The organism is Streptomyces sp. B6B3, from assembly GCF_039871525.1.
Taxonomy (GTDB): Bacteria; Actinomycetota; Actinomycetes; order Streptomycetales; family Streptomycetaceae; genus Streptomyces.
Window position 1 is genome coordinate 13992 of the sequence record NZ_JBDPLU010000031.1, and the last position, 20961, is coordinate 34952.

General features: G+C 67.8%; 11 protein-coding genes and 6 pseudogenes. 7 read left to right on the forward strand and 10 right to left on the reverse strand.

Going from position 1 to position 20961, the window contains the following annotated elements; genetic code table 11:
* The first annotated feature begins 2 nt into the window (after positions 1 to 2).
* Entirely contained in the window at positions 3 to 485 is a 483-nt protein-coding gene (locus tag ABGB06_RS36325) for a hypothetical protein (protein WP_347598858.1), read from the forward strand.
* A gap of 62 nt (positions 486 to 547) precedes the next feature.
* Here the strand turns inward: ABGB06_RS36325 and ABGB06_RS36330 are convergent.
* From ABGB06_RS36330 to ABGB06_RS36370, 9 genes and pseudogenes are all read right to left on the reverse strand, one after another.
* Positions 548 to 673 (reverse strand): annotated as a pseudogene (locus tag ABGB06_RS36330) (IS5/IS1182 family transposase); the annotation flags it as partial.
* A 108-nt stretch (positions 674 to 781) separates the two neighbouring features.
* Positions 782 to 2562: pseudogene (locus ABGB06_RS36335) on the reverse strand (reverse transcriptase domain-containing protein).
* 511 nt (positions 2563 to 3073) lie between these two features.
* Positions 3074 to 3781: pseudogene (locus ABGB06_RS36340) on the reverse strand (IS5 family transposase); the annotation flags it as partial.
* Positions 3782 to 3830: 49 nt separating this feature from the next.
* Positions 3831 to 5018, reverse strand: a complete 1188-nt coding sequence (locus ABGB06_RS36345; protein WP_347598861.1) for an ROK family transcriptional regulator — start codon at positions 5016 to 5018, stop codon at positions 3831 to 3833.
* Between the two features lie 347 nt (positions 5019 to 5365).
* Positions 5366 to 5480: pseudogene (locus ABGB06_RS36350) on the reverse strand (phosphatase); the annotation flags it as partial.
* Positions 5481 to 5559: 79 nt separating this feature from the next.
* On the reverse strand, positions 5560 to 6477 hold the full coding sequence (locus ABGB06_RS36355) for a carbohydrate ABC transporter permease (RefSeq protein WP_347598864.1): 918 nt from the start codon (positions 6475 to 6477) through the stop codon (positions 5560 to 5562).
* On the reverse strand, positions 6474 to 7427 hold the full coding sequence (locus ABGB06_RS36360; RefSeq protein ID WP_347598867.1) for a sugar ABC transporter permease: 954 nt from the start codon (positions 7425 to 7427) through the stop codon (positions 6474 to 6476). Before ABGB06_RS36360 ends, ABGB06_RS36355 begins: the two co-directional genes overlap by 4 nt.
* A gap of 54 nt (positions 7428 to 7481) precedes the next feature.
* Complete coding sequence (locus ABGB06_RS36365) at positions 7482 to 8762, reverse strand: extracellular solute-binding protein (protein ID WP_347598870.1); 1281 nt, start codon at positions 8760 to 8762, stop codon at positions 7482 to 7484.
* A 209-nt stretch (positions 8763 to 8971) separates the two neighbouring features.
* Positions 8972 to 11219: pseudogene (locus tag ABGB06_RS36370) on the reverse strand (glycoside hydrolase family 2 TIM barrel-domain containing protein).
* Between the two features lie 341 nt (positions 11220 to 11560).
* Here ABGB06_RS36370 and ABGB06_RS36375 point away from each other — a divergent pair.
* From ABGB06_RS36375 to ABGB06_RS36395, 5 genes and pseudogenes are all read left to right on the forward strand, one after another.
* Positions 11561 to 12541, forward strand: a pseudogene (locus ABGB06_RS36375) (glycoside hydrolase family 5 protein); the annotation flags it as partial.
* Between the two features lie 321 nt (positions 12542 to 12862).
* Entirely contained in the window at positions 12863 to 13678 is an 816-nt protein-coding gene (locus ABGB06_RS36380; RefSeq protein ID WP_347598932.1) for a dienelactone hydrolase family protein, read from the forward strand.
* 241 nt (positions 13679 to 13919) lie between these two features.
* Positions 13920 to 14816, forward strand: a complete 897-nt coding sequence (locus ABGB06_RS36385; protein WP_347598873.1) for an alpha/beta hydrolase — start codon at positions 13920 to 13922, stop codon at positions 14814 to 14816.
* Positions 14817 to 14896: 80 nt separating this feature from the next.
* Positions 14897 to 16849: a family 43 glycosylhydrolase gene (locus ABGB06_RS36390; protein WP_347598876.1), complete on the forward strand. Its 1953-nt coding sequence runs from the start codon at positions 14897 to 14899 to the stop codon at positions 16847 to 16849.
* Positions 16850 to 17090: 241 nt separating this feature from the next.
* Entirely contained in the window at positions 17091 to 18149 is a 1059-nt protein-coding gene (locus ABGB06_RS36395; protein ID WP_347598879.1) for a rhamnogalacturonan acetylesterase, read from the forward strand.
* A 141-nt stretch (positions 18150 to 18290) separates the two neighbouring features.
* Here the strand turns inward: ABGB06_RS36395 and ABGB06_RS36400 are convergent, their stop codons facing one another.
* Positions 18291 to 18878, reverse strand: a complete 588-nt coding sequence (locus ABGB06_RS36400) for a dienelactone hydrolase family protein (RefSeq protein ID WP_347598882.1) — start codon at positions 18876 to 18878, stop codon at positions 18291 to 18293.
* A 267-nt stretch (positions 18879 to 19145) separates the two neighbouring features.
* Between ABGB06_RS36400 and ABGB06_RS36405 the strand changes: the two genes are divergently transcribed.
* Positions 19146 to 20828: an ABC transporter substrate-binding protein gene (locus tag ABGB06_RS36405; protein ID WP_347598885.1), complete on the forward strand. Its 1683-nt coding sequence runs from the start codon at positions 19146 to 19148 to the stop codon at positions 20826 to 20828.
* Positions 20829 to 20961 lie beyond the last annotated feature (133 nt).

Sequence of the window (20961 nt, forward strand, 5' to 3'; positions counted from 1 at the left end):
TGATGAACTTTCGCATGGCCGTCGTGCCCCCCTCCCGACCACGGAACCTGGTACCGGACTTCGACCTCACCCAGGACTCCGACGCGCTGGTCATGGACGCCTGCGGCCTTCTCGCCACCACGGACTGCCGATTCCGGGTCAGCGGATTCGGCCAGGACGAATGGCCCGTAGACGTCGCCTACGACCTCTCGACCGTGATCGAGCAGGTACCCCAGGCGCTGGACGACTTCCGGGAAGGCTTCGACGCCGAGATCGACTTCTACGGACAGGGCGTGGAACGCCTGGTCACCTTCGCCCCCGACGGCGAGACGACGCAAGTGCGCTGCACCTCGCGCACCTCCTGGACCCCTGACCCGGAGATGATTTCCTGCTCCCACCACGACGTGGAGAATCTCCTCACAAGCCTCGAACGAGAGTTCGTGACATCGCTCAGACTCGCCTCCCCGACACTGGCCGCCCTCCCGCCCTTCGCGACCTGGCTGTGACCTCCGGCAGCGTCTGGAGGACGTAGCACGTCGTGCGTTGGATCGTGGCCTAAGACCGTGTCCTACGTGGTGAGTCGGCGGAGGCGTTTGTAGCAGCACAGTGCTGCGGCGAGGCCGAGAAAGGCCAGGTAGTTGCGGGGATGGTGCTCGTAGCGGGGTGACAGGCGCCGGTAGCCGGACAGCCAGGACGATGGGTGGGCCGCGCAGCGAGGTGCCCGCCGAAGGCGAGTCCTTTTCCGCACGGCCTCCCGGCCGAACCGGACATGACGGTTTCCTGTCATCCGGCTCTCCAGTGACTACTGCGTGAGTGGTTTAGCAGGCTGTTCTGAATGGATTCGGTCATGGCAAGTGTCGCAAGCCACAACCGTTTTGCGGCGTCGGTGAAGCATGACGCGCGCCCAGTCAGAAGGCTGCCATCCGGCATGTGCGAGGTCGGCGAGTGCACGGACATGGTGAACCTGGACGTTGCCCCTGCTCCCGCAGATCTCGCAGGTATCCGCAAGGAGCCTCGCGACGAGTTCCTTCTGCGGATAGTCCACCCGGACCGGCTCACGATCGGCAATTTCTGCCGCCCGTTTCCGTTGGAGTGGAATCCCACCGAACCGTGCGACCAGTGGTTTCCTGTTCTTCCGTTCAATTCGGGCCTCAAAAGCGACGCGAGGACCGCTAGGTGTTTCGAGGGTGGTCTTGTATTCGCTGCCATCTTCGTCACCGTTGAACGGTGCTTTCCTGCCAGGGTCTTGAGCATCGAGGTCTCCATGACCCATCGCAGGCGGTGCAGCCGGTGAACGTCACCGGCCAACAGGTAGTACTGGACGATTCCCCGATAGATGGTCCCGAATGTGGCGACGATAGCGTGGTCGTCGCTATTCAGCAGGGCCGGTTGTTTCGCGGGTTTTCCGCGATCGAGATACGGGGAGCTTTTGGCCTTGATCACATCCAGTGGGACACGCAGCGCAATCTGACCGTTGACTGCACGGCGGCCACCGGTAATTTTGCTGCTGTTCTGCTGAGTTATGATCTCGTAGCCGAGAAACCGTGCCGCCTGGGTTCTGGCGTGAGTGATCAGCGTCTTTTCCTGGGAGAGTTCCAACTTGAGTTCATCACGCAGGAATTCAGCCAGACGCTGTTTGATTTCCTCGGCCTCGGCCTTCGGTCCGGTGAACCCGAGCAGGTGGTCATCTGCATAGCGGACATAGCGAAGCCGTCTAAACCCCGGATCGTCAGGATCGGAGCTCGGCAAGCTGTGCATCTGCTGACGCAGCCGTCGGACCTCAGCCCTGTCGCCACGCCGGCGTGCCCTTGCCAGCGCATTGGCCACCGCGAGGTATTCCGGGTTGCGGGCCCGGCGTTCCCCTCGGGTGTATTCCGGAATGAGCACCTTCTCGACGAACTCGTCCAACTTATGCAGGTAGATGTTGGACAGGACCGGGGAGGCCACTCCACCTTGCGGTGCTCCGAAGAGTGTGGCTCCCCACCTCCAGTCCTCCACGTATCCGGCCGTCAACATGTTGCGCACCAGCCGAAGGAAGCGGTTGTCGTGGATCTTCTCGCCGAGGATCGAGAGCAGGACCTCATGGTCCAGGCTCCCGAAACAGTCGGCGATATCTCCCTCGACGAACCAAGAAGTTCCGGTCCAGGTATGAGCCACCTCGCGCAATGCGGTGTGGCGTCCCTTCCGGGGCCGAAACCCGTGAGAATGGCTGGAGAACGTCGGCTCGTAATACGCTTCCAGTAGAAGGCGTACGACTTCCCCGACGAGCTTGTCCGACCATGTCGGCAGTCCTAGCGGCCGCGTTGTCCCGTTCTTCTTCGGGATGTTCACGCGGCGCACGGGGCGGAATTGGTATCGCTCGTGGCGCATCGCATCGATGATGCGTCCGATCTTCCGCTGGGACATGCCGTCCACTGTTTCCTTCGTGACTCCAGGTGTCATCGCACCGTGGTTGGCGTAGATGCGCCCGTAAGCCAGCAGATATAACTGCGGGTTGGACATCTGTCGATACAGTTCATCGCACAGCAGGCCACGCCTGCCGCGCTCACGCAGGACACCCAGCACCGTTTCGGCGCTCTGCATTTCGCATACCTCCCGAGTCTCGGTGTCCGAATCACCTGGCCCCCTTCGCCCTGTGGACGGCTTTCCCGTCCTCCCTGACCGGGCGTGACTCCGGCGACTACTACGGGGCCTCCGTCGCCATAGGACTCGCGTCCCGTAGGCGATCCCACGTTCGTCTCTGCTGTACGTCATAGCGCGACGTAGGCGTCCCACTCATCTCCTTAAATGCCCTCGTTGGGCATCGCTCCGCGCTCCGGAAGTGCACCGGGTCACGATCGGTCCAGTGCAGAGCACGGCGCCGGTTTCAGCTGTCTTTCCGGCGGATGGGAACTTGCATCTTCTGGAGATTGGGCTTCAAGCAATCCAGCCTTCGCCATATCACGCGGGCCACCCAGCACACCGTCCCTGACAACTGGGCCCGGTCACTGGTTTTCTGACATGCTGTTGTCCCCTTCACCTTTCGGATCCAGGTAAGTCATCTGGCCCAGAAACCTCCTTCCGAGTTCCTCCCGGCTGAACCGGGGATACAAACAGAGCGCCACGTGGCGCACATCGTGCGTTCGATCACCCACCGATGACGGCCTAACCGCTGGCTGGACTCCACTCCCTTGCGGGCGATACGGACCGCGATGCGCTTACCACGAAGCCACCTACGCAGGTCAGGCCGGTCGTACGCTTTGTCGGCGTGGACCTTGCCGGGCCGGTAGTGCCGGCCGCGGTCGGGGTCGTGTCTCGATTGGAGACCCGCGAGGAGAGGCTTCAGACCCTCACTGTCGTGGACGTTGCCACCTGAGACAGCGACCACGACAGGCAGTCCGGTGCGTTCGGACAGAATGTGCATCTTGGAACCGGGCCTACCCCGGTCCACGGGGCTCGGACCTGTGTGTTCGCCCCCTTTTAGCCCGCACGTGGGCCGTGTCGAGGATGACGCGGGACAGATCGAGAAGCCCTTTGGCGGCGAGTTCGTCGAGCACGGCCCGGTGCAGCCGACCCCACACCCCGCCCCGGGACCAGATCAGGAACCTGCGGTGCACGGTGGACTTCGATATCCCGAAGCACGGCGGCAGATGCCGCCAGGCGCACCCGCTGGTCAGCACGTGACGATGGCCGCGAACACCGCCTCATCAGGCATGTTCTGCGTCCCGCCGCCCTGCGGACGCACTCGCGAAGGCGGCAATAACGGCCGCGCGATCTCCCACAACCCGTCCGGAACGATCCAACCCCACCGCGAACTCCCCATGCCCAAGCAACGGCCGACTCACCACGTAGGACACGGTCTTAAGGAGCCTTCAGCGGCCCTCGACGACGAAGGCCCTGATCGCCTCGACGGCCCCGCCGCGCGCCCATTCGGTAAAGGAGGAAGAGAGCATCGGCGTCTTGATGGAGTCGCGGCGAAGGTGGCGTCGCTGACTCATGCCCTCTTTGATGTGCTGGTGTCCGCCACGGACGACATCAGTGGCCTCGCCGGCGACCACCACGGTTTTCACGCCGGTGAGATTGGCGATGGTCGCGACGAGCATGCCCAGCGCCCGGCCCGTCTGGCGAACGATCTCCTGGCACGCTGCGTTCCCTTCCCTTGCCCGGGGGGCGATCTCGCCCAGGGAGGCCGGTCGCTGCAGTCCGTGGGCGGCAGCCGAGAGGATGGCTCCTGTCGAGAGATAGGCTACGGCGCAGCCCCGGTGCCCCGCCGGGCACATCGGGCCGCCGTGATCCAGGATGTGGTGGCTGAATTCCACGAGGTCATTCTCGGCCATCCTCAGTACGCGGCCATTCAGGCAGAGGGCGTATCCGATGCCGCGACCGATAGTAATCACCGCGAAATTGGAGATTCCGCGGGCCACACCGAACCAGTTCTGACCGTAGGCAAGTGCGAAGACGTCGTTGCGGACCACGCACGGGATGTTCATGGCGTCGCTCAGCATGGACCCCAGAGGAATCCGCCACCAGTCCAGCCAGGGCGCGTCGAACAGCGCGGACTCCGCAGGGTCGTCGCTGCCAGAAGTGTTCCCGCCCATGGCGAATCCCGCGGCGACCGGCGGCTTGCTTTCCCGTGCCAGCCGGTCCATCAGCGCCCTGGCCTGTGCGGCGACCCCTTCGGGGGTGCGGACGTTGAGTGGCTCGGCGTGCTCCGCGACGACCTCGGCTCGCAGATCGGTAACGACTCCGTACATCCGGTCGTCCGTCAGCTTGGCCCCGAAGAAGTGGAAGTCATTTGCGACGATGTCCAGGGGAAGCGTGGGGCGGCCGTTGATCGGGTCGTAGAGGGTTTCCCGTTCCACCACGAGCCCGGACTGGACCAGGGGCTTGGTCAGCCTGGTCAGGCTGCTGGTCGTCAGCCGCAGGAGGCGGGCGAGCTCGGTCCTCGAACGCGGGCCGGTGACCAGCAGTTCCCTGATGATGGGGCGGGCTGCCTGGGAGACGGAGTCCCACGCCTCGATCGTCGGCTGACCGCCGCTCTGCTCGGATGCTACGTGCACAGACGCAGCGTACAAGCACTCGATTAGCTTCAGTAAAGCCCTCCCCGAGCAGACGAGGACCGACAGAGAGGAACGAAAATCGCCGGAATTCGCCACGCTCTTGCAGAATGCTGTGACTGGCTGAAGTGTCTCGCAACTCCGACGACGGGCCTCCGGCTGTTATCGGGGTGTCGGAGTCGGACGTCACTCGAACCCGTGAGCCAGCCCGGTGTTGGGCCCAGCCGCCGCACATGCATGCACGTGTGTCCGGCGCCGACCCGGAGGCTCCCGCGGGCCGCGAAGCCGTCCGCCGATTTCAGGAATGCCACTGAGATCTGGACGTCGATCACCTCGTCGTCCTGACCGCTGCCCTCCTCCGCAGCGGCCGCGTCCACGCTCACATCCGGCACCGTCAGGCCCGTCCGCAGGAAGCGGCCGCGCACCCGGTGCTCTTGGCTCGAGGGTCATCAGCGCCCATGCCTCTCCGCCCGGGATCACCGGTCATGCGAAGATCGTGCCAGGCAGCGAGCAGGCCGTCACCCAGTCCTCCGTTCATCCACTGTCAGCCACGGAGTCCTCCGCTGATCATGTCGAGCCGCCAGAAGCGTTGGAGGAAGAGCAGCAGCGCGATGAGCGGGATGATGGACACGGCCGTGCCGGTGATGGCGATGCCGTACAGGGACGGCTCTCCCGAGCCCTTCGACAGCACGGTGTAGAGGCCCAGATTGATGGGGTACTTGCTCTCGTCGGCGAGCATGATGAACGGCAGCAGGAAGTTGTTCCAGTTGCTCACGAACTGGAGCATGAAGATGGTGACCATCCCGGGAAGCATCATGGGCATCCCGATGGTGGCGAAGATGCGGTACTCGCTGGCTCCGTCGATGCGGGCCGACTCGATGAAGGAGGCCGGTATGGAGGCGTCGGCGTAGATCCGGGCGAGATAGATCGCGAAAGGAGAGATGAGGCCCGGCAGGAGCACCGACCAGTAGCTGCCGACGATGTTCAGCTCGGACATGATGAGGTACTGCGGAATCGCCAGCGTCATGCCCGGCAGCAGAACGCCCGCGAGAATCATGTAGAAGAGCGCGTTGCGGCCACGGAAGGAGTAACGGGAGAAGGCGTAGCCGGCGGCCGCGGATATCACGGTGCACAACAGCGATCCCACGCCCGCGTAGAGCAGGCTGTTGAGCGCCCACTGGCCGTACAGCCCGTCGCTGTAGGCGAAGAGGTCGCGCAGGTTGTCCACCAGGCCGTCGCCGGGCTGGAAGGTGAAGGTGGAGAACAGGTCGGACTGCGACTTGGTGGCCGCGATGACGATCCACGCGATCGGGACCAGGCAGTAGAAGGCGCCGATCAACAGGACGACGGTGGGGAGGAGCTTGGCGCGGTGGTGGGCCTGCCGTATCGCGGGCCGGTCGGCCCGCGGCGGCGTCGGCCGCCGCGTCCGCGCGGTGCCGCGGGTGGTGGTCTGGGCGCTCACTGGAAACCTCCGAACGCACGACGCTGGGCCACCCGGAGCAGCAGCAGCGAGACGAAGAAGGTGCCGATCGCCAGGATGACGGATCCGGCGGCGGCCATCGGCAGGTCGTCGCGGACGAAGCCGTTGTCGTAGATGTGCATCAACGGCACCCAGTCGCCCGAGATCTCGGTGGTCATGGGCCGCAGCGTGGTGGGCTCGCCGTAGACCTGGAGCGTGCCGACGAGGGAGAACAGGCCGGTCAACACGAGGGCCGGGATGACCAGGGGAAGCTTCACCCGCAGGGCCAGTTGCCATTCGGTGCAGCCGTCGATCCGCGCCGCGTCGTAGACCTCGTTCGGAATCGCGCGCAGGGAGGTGTAGATGATCAACATGTTGAAGCCCACACCTCCCCACACGGCGATGTTGGCCAGCGACCCGTAGATGGCCGAGCCCTCCAGGAACGGAATCGCGTCCATCCCCGCCTTCTCGGTGAGATAGCTGAACGGGCTCGTGGACGGCAGGTACATGAACCCCCACAGCAGCGAGGCGATGACCCCGGGCACCGCGTACGGAAGGAAGATCGCGGCCCGGGACAGGCGCCGCCCCCTGGCACCCGTGTGGTCGAGCATCAGCGCGAAGCACAGGGCGAGCCCGAGGGTGAGCGGGATGGCGAACACGCCGTAGACGGCCAGCCGTCCGAACCCGGCCCAGAACTCGCCGTCGGACAGGGTCTGGGTGTAGTTCGCCAGCCCCACAAAGACCTCGCGTCGGCTGCCGAACAGGCTCCCCTCCTCGACCCGCATGCCCCGCACGCTCAGGTACAGCGCGTAGGCCACCGGGATCGCCAGGAAGGCGAGAAAGAGGAGGAACGCGGGGGCGATGAAGACGTAGGGAGCCGAGATCCCGCGCCGTCGCCCGGCCGCGGGCCTCTCCACGGACTCGCTGGTCCGCTGGGTGACGTGTCCTGCCATGATGACCTTCGCGCTAGGGGGACTTCGGAGAAGACGAGGCGGCTACGGTCCCGCTCACTGGGCGACGTCGAACCCCTGGCGTTCCATGTCGCTGACCACGGCGTCCTCGACCCGCTGCAGCGCCTGTTCCAGGGATGTGCCCTCGCGCACGGCCTCCGCGAAGGCGTCGGTGAACTCGGACTGGGCCACGTTGACGTTGGGTCCCCACTGGATGTTGGGCAGGGTGCTGCTCGCCGCCTCGTTCGCGATCTCCCAGTAGTCCGGCTGGTCGCCCACCAGGGGTGACGGCGGCTGTTCCGCGGTCATCTCCTGGCACTCCACGGAGGCCGGGTACTCGCCTGCGGCGATCTGGAGTTCGCAGGCCTTCTCCGAGGTGTTCATCCAGGTCATGAACTCCACCGCCGCGTCGACCTCGTCGTCGTCGGTGACGGTCAGGGCCGAACCGCCCTGGAACGCCACCTGTTCCTCGCCGCCCTCCCAGTGCGGCAGCGGGGCGATGGCCCAGTCGCCGGCCTGGGACTCCGCGATGCCGTAGATGACGCCCGGTGACCACAGGCCCGCGGGCCACGCGAGGATCTCGCCCCTGTTGAGCTTGTTGTTCCACTCGGGAGTCAGGATCTCCCCGCCCTGGACCAGGTCGCGATCGAGCAGGTCCTGCCAGTAGGAGGCGACCTCGAGCGAGGCGTCGTCCGCCACGCCGACCGACCACGTGGTGTCCTCGACCTGCCACCACTGGCCTCCCGCCTGCTGGGCGAGGCCGGCGAACTGGCCGAACTCCGAGGGGGCGAAGGTCGCCAGGTACGTGTCGGGGTCCGCGTTCCGCACCTCGGCCGCGGCATCGGCGAACTCCTCCCAGGTGGAGGGCACCTCGATGCCGAGCTCGTCGAAACGGGCCTTGTTGTACAGCAGCACCTGCGGACCTATGTCGATCGGCACGCCGTAGAGGTGGCCGTCGAAGCTCGTCAGGTTCCAGGTCCCCGGATTGAACTCGCCCTCCAGGGTCTGGGCCTGGTCCTCGATCTCGACCAGGACGTCCGACACGATCAGCGAGGGGATCGTCTGGTACTCGATGCAGGCGACGTCCGGGGCGTTTCCGGCACGGCTGGCCGTCAGCAGCCTGGTGGCCGTGTCCGTGCCGCCGCCGGCGTCCGTGTGCTTGACCTGGATGTCGTCGTGGGTGGCGTTGAACTCCTCGACCTTCGTCTTCTCGCCCCAGCACCAGTAGTCGAGCGTGACGACACCGCCATCGTCGCCGCTGCCGCCACCGCCGCAGGCAGCCAGCACGGCCGTCACACCCGTGAACGCGCACAGGCGTCCAAGGAAGCGTCTCCGCATGGAGGTTCTCCGTCCCGAGAGTGATCCGCGCACAGAGCGAGCTTCCCCACAGCACTCGCCGGCGATTGCCGCGCACAACCTACTCCCGCCAGATGAGAGCTGTCCATGACTGATAGCGAGCAATTATTGCCGCAACTCGGAGCAAATCGATCAATGAAGGTGACGCAAGGGCGTTGAGTCAAAGCGATGGAAACTTATGTTCGATTCGATCACACGCCTCCGCTCAGGGCGCGGAACGCGAAGCCGAACCCGCTGGGCGGCGGTCAGGTGGTACTGAGCGAGCGGGGCGGGGCCGCAGGACTGGGTGCCGATGCCGTGTTGGGCGTGGTCGAGGTTGACCCAGACGGTGTCGCCGGGGACGAGGTCGGTGGTGTGCTCGGCGGCGTCGAGCCGTTCGCTGGTCCAGCGGCGGGCGGTGAACCAGAACGGCGCCGGGTCGGCCGCCACGCGCAGGGCGGCGTCGCCGGCACGGAGTTCGGCCCATCGCACGTCGGCGCGGGCGCCGTTCTCCTGCGGGCGCACGTACGGCGTCTGGAGGGCGTCGACGGTCGCCTGGTAGCGGCCGACGCGGGAGGCGGCTCGGGTGTCGGGGTACGCCTCACCCGGGCCGCCCCCGTACCACCGCACCCGGCCGAACGCGGCGGGCAGCCCCAGGCGCAGGCCCAGACGCGGCAGCGGGCAGGGCCAGTCGCCCAGCGGCCGGACGCCGACCGTCAGCCGGAGTGCGCCGTCCTCGCCGGCGGTCCACCGGTAGACGGCCGTCAGGGCGGGCGGGCAGCGACACGTCGGTGGCGGCGCCCGGGGGCAGCGGCGGGACGGCCAGGTCGCCCTCGGCGACGACCTCCCCCTCGACCTGGTAGCTCCAGGCGAACGCGAGGTGGGCGGTGTCGGCGACGTCGTGGCCGTTGCGGATGGTCACGCTGCCCCGCGCGGCGTCGCCGGTGAACCGGATCGGCTCGATGACCTTCTTGTACTCGACCAGGCCGGGCGAGGCGGTGCGGTCGGGGAACAGCAGGCCGTCGCAGACGAAGTTGCCGTCGTGGTACTCCTCGCCGAAGTCGCCACCGTAGCCGAAGAACGGGCGCCCGTCCCGGGTCCGGGTGGCGATGCCGTGGTCGATCCACTCCCACACGAAGCCGCCCTGGCAGCGTTCGTAGGTCTCGAACAGCCGCTGGTAGTCGGCCAGTCCGCCGGGACCGTTGCCCATGGCGTGGGCGTACTCGACCAGCAGGAACGGCAGCGAGCGGCGGTGCGCGTCCAGTTCCGAATCCTCCAGCGGCGGTTCCTCGCGGCGCCCGATGGCCTCGACCTCGGCGTGCGGGGCGCACATCCGGGAGTCCAGATCGCATTCGTCGATGACCCACAGGCCCAGTTCGTCGCACAGGTCCAGGAACGCCGGGTGCGGCGGGTAGCGGCTGGTGCGCACGCCGTTGATGTTGTGCTGCTTCATCAGCAGGATGTCCCAGCGCATCGTCTCCAGGTCCACCGCCCGCTCGGCCTCGGGGTGGAACTCGTGCCGGTTGATACCCCGGAACAGGACCCGCCGCCCGTTGACCGTGAAAACCCCGTCCTCGACGGCGACGCTGCGAAACCCGATCCGCAGCCGGACCCGCTCGCCGTCGGTGACCAACTCCCCGTCGTACAGCCGGGACACCTCCGCGCTCCAGGCTCGACCGGCACGGACGCCTCCTCACCGGCGGCGAGGTCCAGACCGAGCTCGGGCACCAGGACGCGGCCGGGCACGTCACACTCCACCCGCAGCGTGCCCGTACCGGTGGTGTGGTCGTAACCCGCGTGCACGAAGAAGTCCGCCGGACAGCCCGCCGGGCGGTGGTGGAGGGAGACGTCGCGGAAGATGCCAGGCAGCCACCACATGTCCTGGTCCTCCAGATAGGACCCGGCCGACCACTGGTGCACCCGTACCGCCAGCACGTTCCCGCGCTCCCGCAGCAGATGCCCGACGGCGAACTCGTGCGGCAGCCGACTGCCGGTGAAGGTGCCCAGCTCGGTGCCGTTGAGCCACACCCGGGCGCACGAGTCCACACCCGCGAAACGCAGCACGCTCGCCCCGCCGTCCGGCCAGGCACCCGGCAGGTCGAACTCCCGCCAGTGGTCACCCGTCGGGTTCTCGTCCGGCGTCCGCGGCGGATCCACCGGAAAGGGATAGGCGCACCCCGTGTAGATCGGGCCGCCGTGACCCTGGAGCACCCAGTGCTCCGGCACGGTGATCCGGTCCCAGCCGGCCGTGGCCGCCGGGTCGTCCGCACCGAAACCCGGACCGGTGCCCGAGACGGTCGGCGCCAGCCGAAACGCCCAGGTCCCGTTGAGCGACAGCCGAACCGCATCGGAGGCACTCCACCAGGCACGGGGCGCGAGCGCGCCCGGGGCGGGGACCGGGTTCTCGTGGTAGGGCAGCGGCGCGAAGCGGGACGCCTCGTCGCGGAACCAGTCGTGCATGCGTCTCCTCAGGAGCTGCATGATCCGGGAGCGTTAGCTTTGGTCCCAAGCCTATGCGGACGGACAGCTAGCATCTAAGCTGCAGATGCGAGTCAAGACGGGATAGTTGTCACAGAGTTCACTTGGTGCCAAAGTCCATCATTGGTTTTGTGGGCGTTCATGGTCGCTTGTTTGCGACCTCTGGCGACACGCTCCCGATCGTCGCCCGTTGCGCGGGCCCCTGGTCGAGAGCTATTTGGCAGGTTCATGTAATTTTTTTGGGAGCGCTCCCAAGCCAACAGCCTTGGTCCCCCACTTGAGGAGTCGCAGTGAGAAAACGACAGAACGCGCTGGCTGTCCTGCTGCTCGGACTGGCCACCCTGCTCGGCCTGGGCGGCCTCGCCCCCGCCACCCACGCCGAGGCGCCCAGCACCGCCCAGGCCACAGGCCTGACGATCCACGACGGCCGGCTCGTCGAGAGCACCGGCAACGACTTCCTCATCCGCGGCGTCAGCCACCCCCACGCCTGGTATCCCGACGAGACGCAGTCCTTCGCCGACATCAAGGCCAAGGGCGCCAACACCGTCCGCGTCGTTCTCAGCAGCGGCCATAGCGGCGGAGCCGCTAACACCCCCGAGGACGTGGCGAACGTCGTCGACCAGTGCAAGGCGAACCGGCTGATCTGCGTGCTGGAGGTGCACGACACGACCGGCTACGGCGACGAGGGCGGCGGAACCGCCTCGCTCGACCAGGCGGCCGACTACTGGATCAGCCTTCAGGACGTCCTCACCGGCGAGGAGGACTACGTCATCGTCAACATCGGCAACGAGCCGTACGGCAACAACAACGCCGCCGGCTGGACCGATGCCACCATCGGCGCGATCCAGAAGCTGCGCGACGCCGGCTTCCAGCACACGCTGATGGTGGACGCCCCCAACTGGGGCCAGGACTGGGAGGGCATCATGCGCGCCAACGCCCAGTCCGTGTACGACTCCGACCCGACAGGGAACACGATCTTCTCGATCCACATGTACGGCGTCTACGACACCGCCCAGGAGATCAACGACTACCTCAACGCGTTCGTCAACGCCGGCCTGCCGATCGTGGTCGGCGAGTTCGGCCACAACCACTCCGACGGCAACCCCGACGAGGACACCATCATGGCCACCACCACCGAGCTCGGCCTCGGCTACATGGGCTGGTCCTGGTCGGGCAACGGCGGCGGCGTGGAGTACCTGGACATGGTGATCGGCTTCGACCCGAACCAGCTATCCGAGTGGGGCGAGCGCTTCTTCAGCGGCGCCAACGGCATCGCCGAGACCTCCCAGGAAGCGACGATCTACCAGTAATCCAGTACCGCCGAGCCGAGCTTGCCCGTCGGCGAGCAGACGCCGCGGAACCGGTGGCCGCGGCCCGTCAGCCCGGCGAAAGACCAGCGGCGCGGGGCCAGAAGATCCGTATCGCTTCCCGCGTCACCCCCACATCCCCCCACAGAGGAGCCTTCGATGGCGACGCCACGCACGCAACCCATAACCACAGAGATGGCGGCGCCAGCGTGCCCCGCGACCGGCCGCCGGGCAGGACCCCGTCGAACGGGCGGTCTTGGCAGGCTCGGCACGGCTGCGATCGCGGCCGTCGTCGTCCTGATCACGGCCGTGGTCGCGATGCAGCCGGCAGCCGCCCAGGCCGAGTCGTTGGAGTCGTTCGAGCGGGGCCCGGACCCCACAGTGGAGAGCGTCGCCGCCGAGGGCGGGACGTTCGACACCGAGGAGATCGACGTCGAGCCCGGCCGCGGGTTCAACGGCGGGAAGATCTACTACCCCACCGACACCAGTCTGGGGACCTGGGGCGCGATTGCGGTCGTGCCCGGCTACACCGCCAGTTGGGAGGCCGAGGGCGCCTGGATGGGGCACTGGATCGCGTCCTTCGGGTTCGTCGTCATCGGCATCGACACCAACAGCCCCAACGACTGGGACGACGCACGCGGTGAACAGCTGCTGGCCGCGCTGGACTACCTCACCCAGGAAAGCCCGGTCGCCGACCGCGTCGATCCCGACCGCCTGGGCGTGATGGGCCACTCCATGGGCGGCGGCGGCGCCATCCACGCCGCCACCCAGCGGCCGGAGTTGCAGGCCGCCGTTCCCTTCGCGCCCGCCTCGTTCTCCCAGGACTTGTCCGGCGTTCAGGTCCCGACGATGGTCATGGGCGCGGTGGACGACGGCACGGTCACCCCCGGCTCCCTGGACCAGCTGTACTCCACGCTGCCGGCCGACACCCCCGGCGCCTACGTCCAGCTCTCCAGCGGCGGCCACGGCTTCCCCACCTGGGGAAACGTGTCCGTCACGCGCCTGACGATCCCCTGGCTGAAGATCTTCATCGACAACGACACCCGCTACACCCAGTTCCTCTGCCCGGACCTGGCGGACTGGAGCGACGTCTCCGGCTACCAGAACAAGTGCCCGTACGAGCCGGGCGCGTAGACACCCGGCCCTCGAGCAACGGCTCGACCGCCGGCGCCGCTCCGACCGCCGTCCGAGCGTGCTGAACCGGTCAACGACCGCAGACCAGGCACGCCCAGAAGCGGTACAGCGGTGGGACCGCTCGGCGGGGTCCCCCAGCCCCGGATCTCCGCCGGGTGAGAAAAGGGCCTGACCGGGGCCACAGGCCCCGGTCAGGCCCGAGCCGCCCCCTACCCCCCACATCCTCCACAAGGAGACGTACATGTCCATGCAAAGGCGCACATTCCTCACGCTCGGTGCCGCGACCGGTGTGGGTCTTTCGCTGGCCGGCGCCGGTCAGGCGCTTGGCCGCTCCTTCGTGCCTCGGGCCCACACACCATTGGACGCGCCGACCGAGCCGTTCGCCGTCGGCGTGCGGGAGTACGCCTGGACCCGCGGCGACCGCCCGTGCACCACTTTCGTCTACTACCCCGCCACCGGTGACCCCGGCGGCGCCCCCATCCCCGATGCCCCCGTCGCCGAGGGCGCCTTCCCCGTCTGCAACTACAGTCACGGCTCCGGCGCCAGTCCGCAGGGCGCCGAGTCCCAGATCCGTCCTCTGGCCGAGGCCGGCTTCATCGTCCCCGCGCCCTACTTCGAGTACAACTTCGGCGACATCTACAGCGGCGAGCATTCCAGGGACGTCTCCGAGATCCTCACCCAGACCCTCGCGCTCAACGAGGCCGACGACCCGCTGGCCGGCCACGTCGACGCTTCCCCCGGCGTCGGCGTGTCCGGCTACTCGGCCGGCGGCATGACCACCCATGGCCTGCTGACCATCGCGCCCGACGACCGGATCACCGCCGCGATACCGCAGTCCACCGTCGACATGGGCGATCCCGACGGCACGGTCGCGGCCAAGGTCCTGTTCGTCCACGGTGACCAGGACCAGGTCTGCTCCTACGACCAGGCCCGTCAGGCTTATGAGGAACTGGCCGCACCCAAGGCGTTCCTCACCTTCCTCGGCGCAGACCACTCCAGCCACTGGCACGATGACCGCATCCCCCTCACCTGCGTGGACTGGATGCGCTGGAGCCTGTACGGCGACACCGCCGCACTCGAGCGCCTGCCCGAGGACGCCGCCGGCGACGACACCTCCTGGGAGTTCATCCAGGAATAGGGCCCACCGCGCGGAGGCGGTGCCAGAGCCGCTTGTCTCAGCACCGCCTCCGCGCACGTCCGAGCGAAAGGAATGATCACATGACTCGCAGAGCTCGTGCGCATGCGGGGCGGTGGAGGGTGTTCGTCGCCGCGTCGTCGTTGGCGCTGGTGGCGGGACTGTTCTCGGCGACCGGTCCCGTCGCCGCGGGGAACACGGCCGGTGGCGCGGTCGAATCGAACGATCCTCTCCTCGCGCTGTCCGAGAAGGTCTCCGACTACGCCGCCGGGGACTATGCGGCCGGCTCCTGGGCCCCCTTCGCCGCGGCCCGGGAGGAGGCCGCGCAGCTGGTCGACCGGGAGGACGCGACCGCCGCGGAGCGTACACAGGCGCGGGCGGCACTACAGGACGCCACGGACAACCTGGTGATGGTGCGCGGCCTGAGGACGCTGGTCGCCGACTACGAGACACGCGTTCCCGCCAACTACGCGGCCGACTCCTGGGAGCCCTTCGCCGAGGCGTTGACCACCGCGTCCGACGTCGCCGGTGACCCGTCGGCCACCGCGCAGGACGTCGCGGCCGCCAAGACGAACCTGCAGGCCGCCGCGTCCGGATTGGAGCCGTTGCAGGGGTCGTTCGAGACGATCACCAACGACACGTTCTGGAACGACACCGACGGCAACCCCATCTACTCCCAAGGGGGTGGGGTGTTCAAGTTCGGTGACACCTACTACTGGTACGGCGTGCACTACGCCGGCGCCGAGTCCTACCGCGAGGATCCCTCCCAGAAGTACGACGACGAGGCCTCCTTCGTCTCGATCCCGGTGTACTCCTCCACGGACCTGGTGAACTGGACGTTCGAGAACGACGTCGCCACCGCCGACGACAACCTCTACGGCTGGGTCGGACGTCTGGGCGTGGTCTACAACGAGAACACCGGCAAGTACGTGCTGATCACCCAGGGCCCCGGAAATATCGTGTTCCTCCAGGGCGACTCGCCCACCGACGACTTCGCCCACGCCGCCACCCAGGGCCAGATCGAGGGCAACCCCACGCCGGGCACCGGAGACCAGACCGTCTTCACCGACGACGACGGGCAGGACTACCTGGTCTACTCCAACGCCGAGGGACGCGCCCACGCGTTCGTCTCCAGGATCGCCGAGTCCGACTCACTCAGCATCGAACCCGCGGTCGAGGTCGGCTACAACTCCGAGGGCCGCGAGGGCAACGCCATGTTCAAGCTCGACGGCACCTACTACCTGGCGGCCTCCGACCTGCACGGCTGGAACTCCTCGGTCAACCACGTCATCGAGTCGACCTCCGATGACATCCAGGGCGACTACACGGACGAGTACACGCTCCCGGGCACCGAGATGGACTACAGCCACGTGACCCAGACCGGGTTCTTCGTGACCGTCCAGGGAACCGAGCAGACCACGGTGCTCTACGCGGGCGACCGCTGGGCCGACTTCGCCTGGAACGGCATCGGCTACAACCAGTGGATGCCGATCACGAAGAACGACTCGGGGGAGCTGCGGTTCCACTCGATGAGCCAGTGGGAGTTCAACGCCGCCACCGGAGAATGGCGCGTCGGTCCTGAGAACAACTACATCCTCAACCCCGACTTCCAGGCCGACCGGATCATCGTCCCCGAAGTACAAGGGTGGACGAACTACCTCGAGTCCGGACCAGACATGGTGACCAACGTCGAGGGAGGCGCCAACTCCAGCCGCTTCGCGCTTCAGCTCGGCGCCGAGGAATCCTTCTCCGGAGGCACGCAACAGGAGATCGATGTACCGGTCGGGACCTACACACTGTCGCTCTCCGCCTGGGCAACGGATTCTCTCGACTCCGCGGAGGTCGTGATCACCGACGCCGACGGTAACGAGTACACCCTCGACGTCTCCTCGCCCAGTGACTGGGCCGAACACGAACTCACCGACATCAACCTGCCCGGCGGGCCCGTCACCGTCACCATTCGAGCGTCGGACGCGGACGGCGGCCAATACCTCGGCGTCGACGGCCTCTCACTCGTCCAGCAGACGGGAAACTGATCCCCACCTCCCGAGCCGTTGCTCGCCACCTGACCGATCCCCTTCGTGGGCTGATGTCGTATCCGTGTCCACTCACCGTGACGGGGTTCCTGGGGGTGCCGGCCGTAGCCGGGCACCCCCAGGAACCCCGTCCACCGCGGCAGGCCATCTAGAAAGCGTTGCTGTCCGGCGTATGGTCCGTGCTGGGGTCGATCGGACTGACGCTGCATGTACCCGAACGTACGCCGATCGGAGGATCCCGATGCCCCCCACTCCCCGTGCCGCCGCGCTGTCGGCCACCCTCTGCGCCACCGCTCTGCTCGCCGCCCTGCCCAACGGCCCCGCGTGGGCCGGGACGGACCGCGACGCCGCGGCGGTCGAGGGCTGCACCGGCACCGCGCCCATCGTCTGTCACTTCGACGTCGCCCCCGGCACCTACGACGTCACCGCGGTCCTCGGCGGCGACGAGGCGGGCTCCACCCTCGTCACCGCCGAGGCCCGGCGCACCATGCTCGGACCGACGGAGACCGCCGCCGGGGAACAGTCGACGGAGAGCTTCACCGTCAACGTGCGCGACCCGGAGGGCCAGCCGACCGGGGACACCGGCAGCCCCGGCCTCGACCTGTCCTTCGGCGGCGACGCGCCGCGGCTGAGCGACCTCACCGTCACCGCCGCCCAGCACCCACAGCTCTTCCTCGCCGGCGACTCCACCGTCTGCGACCAGTCCACCGTCCCGTACACGGGGTGGGGACAGGAGCTGCCGCAGTCCTTCACCCAGGGCCTCTCGGTCGCCAACTACGCGGACTCCGGCGAGAGCTCCGGATCCTTCCTGGCCGACTCGCGGCTCTTCCCGACGATGCGCCCGCTCATCGGCGAAGGAGACGTGGTGCTCATCCAGTTCGGGCACAACGACAAGCAGACCAGCGCCGACGACTTCCGCGGCAACCTCACCGGACTGATCGACGGCGTCCGCGCGCAGGGCGGCACGCCCGTCCTCGTCACGCCGATCGTCCGCCGCTGGTTCAACGACGACGGCACGCTGAACAACGGCACCGCCCTGCACGTCAACGGGCTCGGCGTCGACCTGCCCGCCGAGACGCGGAGCCTGGCCGAGGAGGAGGGCGTGGACCTCATCGACCTCACCGCGCTCACCAAGCAGCGGGTGGAGGAACTCGGCCCCGAGGCGTCCGAAGCCCTGTACCTCACCAACGAGGCGAACGACAACACCCACACCTCCGAACACGGAGCCACGGAGTTCGCCCAGCTCGTCCTCGGCGAGCTGCGCACCCAGGAGGTGCTCCCCGCCGACCTGTTCCGCTGAGCTGATGCTGACCCGCCGGCACATCGCCCCCGAGACCTCGTGCGCTGGGGGTTGGTCGACAGCGCGGCCGCCGACGGGACACCGTCCTCTGGCGTCGGTCGGAGTGCCGGGTGCGGCCCGGCACTCCGACCTCAGCCGTGTTTAGATCTTGGCCTGCAGGGCTCTTATGCGTGAGTCCACCGCTGGTTGGGCCCGCCGTTGCAGTTCCACAGGACCAGTGGGGTGCCGTTCGCGGTTCCCCTTGCCCCAGGTGGGGAATCCGTGGCCGCCGCTGGAGAGTTCGACGAAGGCGCCCTCGGTGGTGGTGGGCAGGGTGGCGTAGAGCCGGTCGAGGGAGGCCGGCGTGACGGTGCCGTCGTCCCGGGCGCCCATGATCATCGTCGGGACCTGAACGCCGGACAGGTCCTGTGAGAACGAGGCGGGCGCGAACGGGACGGCCGCCTTCAGCGACGGCCGCCGCTGGGCCGCGCTGATGGCGCCGCCGCCGCCCATGGAGTGACCCATCACGCCGAGCCGCTGGGGATCAACCCGGTCGCGCACCGGGCTGCGCTGGGTGAGGTAGTCCAGCGCGGCCAGGAGTTGGGTGCCGCGGGCGGTGTCCCAGTCGGTGGGGGTGTTGGTGTTGATGCCGATGACGACGAACCCGAAGGACGCGATCCAGTGGCCCATCCAGGCGCCCTCGGCCTCCCAGCTGGCCGTACAGCCGGACGGGTGTTCCCACCCATTCAAGACAGCACATGCGGGTTCGGTGCAGTGTCTCCCTGAGCGCCTGCGCGAGACGGGAGTTGGGGCCAGTGCCCGCACATGGGCCAGCGCCGCTGAGGCGCAGCTCAACGCGCCGATGGGGGGTGGCCGGCTTCTCCGGGCCCTCCCGCAGCGACATGAAGGCGGGCGAAGCTGCGCAGGAGTGTTGAGCCCTGATCGGCCTACGGCCTATTGTGACGTTGCAACCGCCCTGCCCTTGCCCCGACGGCGGGGCGGTCAGAGAGGAACACCATGTCCCTACACAGAAGGTGGCGGCGGCTGCGGGCAGCGGCGACAGGCGCCGTCCTGACGGGCCTGCTGGCCGCTGGTTGCGGCGACTCCAACGGAGGCGGCGGCAGCTCCGACGCGCTGGTGGTGTTCACCGGCCAGTCCGGGGCCTACCAGGCGAACTTCAACCCTTACTCGCCGACGAAGATCGAAGGGCCGGGCTCCATCTTCGAGCCACTGTTCTTCTACAACGTGGCGGCGGCCACCGACCCGGTGCCGCGACTGGGCACCGAGTTCAGCTTCAACGAGGACGGCACGGTGCTGTCCATCATGCTCCGCGAGGGTGTGAAGTGGTCCGACGGCGAGGACTTCTCGGCCGACGACGTGGCCTTCACCTTCGACATGCTGAAGGAGAACCAGGCGATCAACACCATAGGCTTCGACGCCGTCACCGAGGTCGTCGACGCGGCCCATCTCACCGTGACCTTCGACGAGCCGGCCTTCATGGACGCCCCGCAGCTGCTCGGCAAGACATGGATCGTGCCCGAGCACATCTGGTCCGGCATCGACGACCCCTCGACCGACACCATGCGCGATCCGGTCGGCACCGGACCGTACCTGCTGGACGACTTCAAGCCCCAGGCGTTCACCCTGGCCTCCAACCCCACCTACTGGGACGGCGAGCCGGCCGTGAGGTCGGTCCGCTACCTCGCGCTGTCCGGCAACCAGGGCGGGGTGGACGCGCTCGCCGCCGGCCAGATCGACTGGATGACCGGCCCGGTCCCCGACATCGCCAACATCGAGGAGGCCTACCCCGGTTACGGCGCGATCACGGTGCCGCTGAACCAGATGGTCCTCGGCGCCTGTGCCAGCATCGAGCTGGGCTGTGAGGGCCCGCAGACCGACCCCGGCGTACGCCGGGCCATCTACTACGCGATAAACCGCACCCAGCTCAACGAGCTGGCCTTCCAGAACACCGCCAGCGACGTATCCCCCGGGTTCGCGCTGCCCGAGCGGGACGCGAGCGTGCTGTCGGAGCGACTGGAGGACCGGATCAGCCCGATGGAGCCGGACCTGGACCGGGTCGCGGCGCTGCTGGAGGGCGCCGGCTGGGAGAGGGGCGGCGACGGCTTCTACGCTAAGGACGGCGAGAGGCTGTCCCTGGCCGTGGGGGTGGTGGGCGGCTGGACGGACTACATCACCGCGCTCCAGACCCTGACCCAACAGCTGGAGGACGCCGGGATCGAGCTCACCGTCGCCCAGGCGTCCTGGAACGAGATCACCGAGGCCCGCGGACGCGGCGACTTCCAGCTCCAGATCGACTCACTGACCCCGGGGCCCTCGCCCGACCCGTTCTACCTGTACCAAAACTTCTTCCACGGCGAGAACACCGCGCCCGTCGGCGAGACCGCCAACCCCAACTGGGCCCGCTACGACAACCCGGAGGTCAATGCCGCCATCGACGAGCTCGCGCGGCTCGACCCGGCGGACGCCGAGGCGCGGCAGCCGCAGTTTGACACGATCCAGACGCGGATCGAACAGGACATGCCCTACATCCCGATCCTGACCGGCGGCACGACCTCGGAGTTCAACACCGCCAAGTTCGACGGCTGGCCCACGGAGGAGGACCTGTACGCGGTCCCCGCCGTGTGGAGCAGCCCCGACCAGTCCCAGGTGTTCATGAACCTGACCCCGGCCCGGAGGTGAATCCGTGACGCGGCCCGCCGCCCGGGCTGCCCGCGACCTGCCCTCCCGGCGGCCGGGAGGGCAGGAGCCTCCGACATCGCGATCACGGGGCACCGCACCGGGCGGCGGATCCGCTGTGGCCGCCCCTGGACGG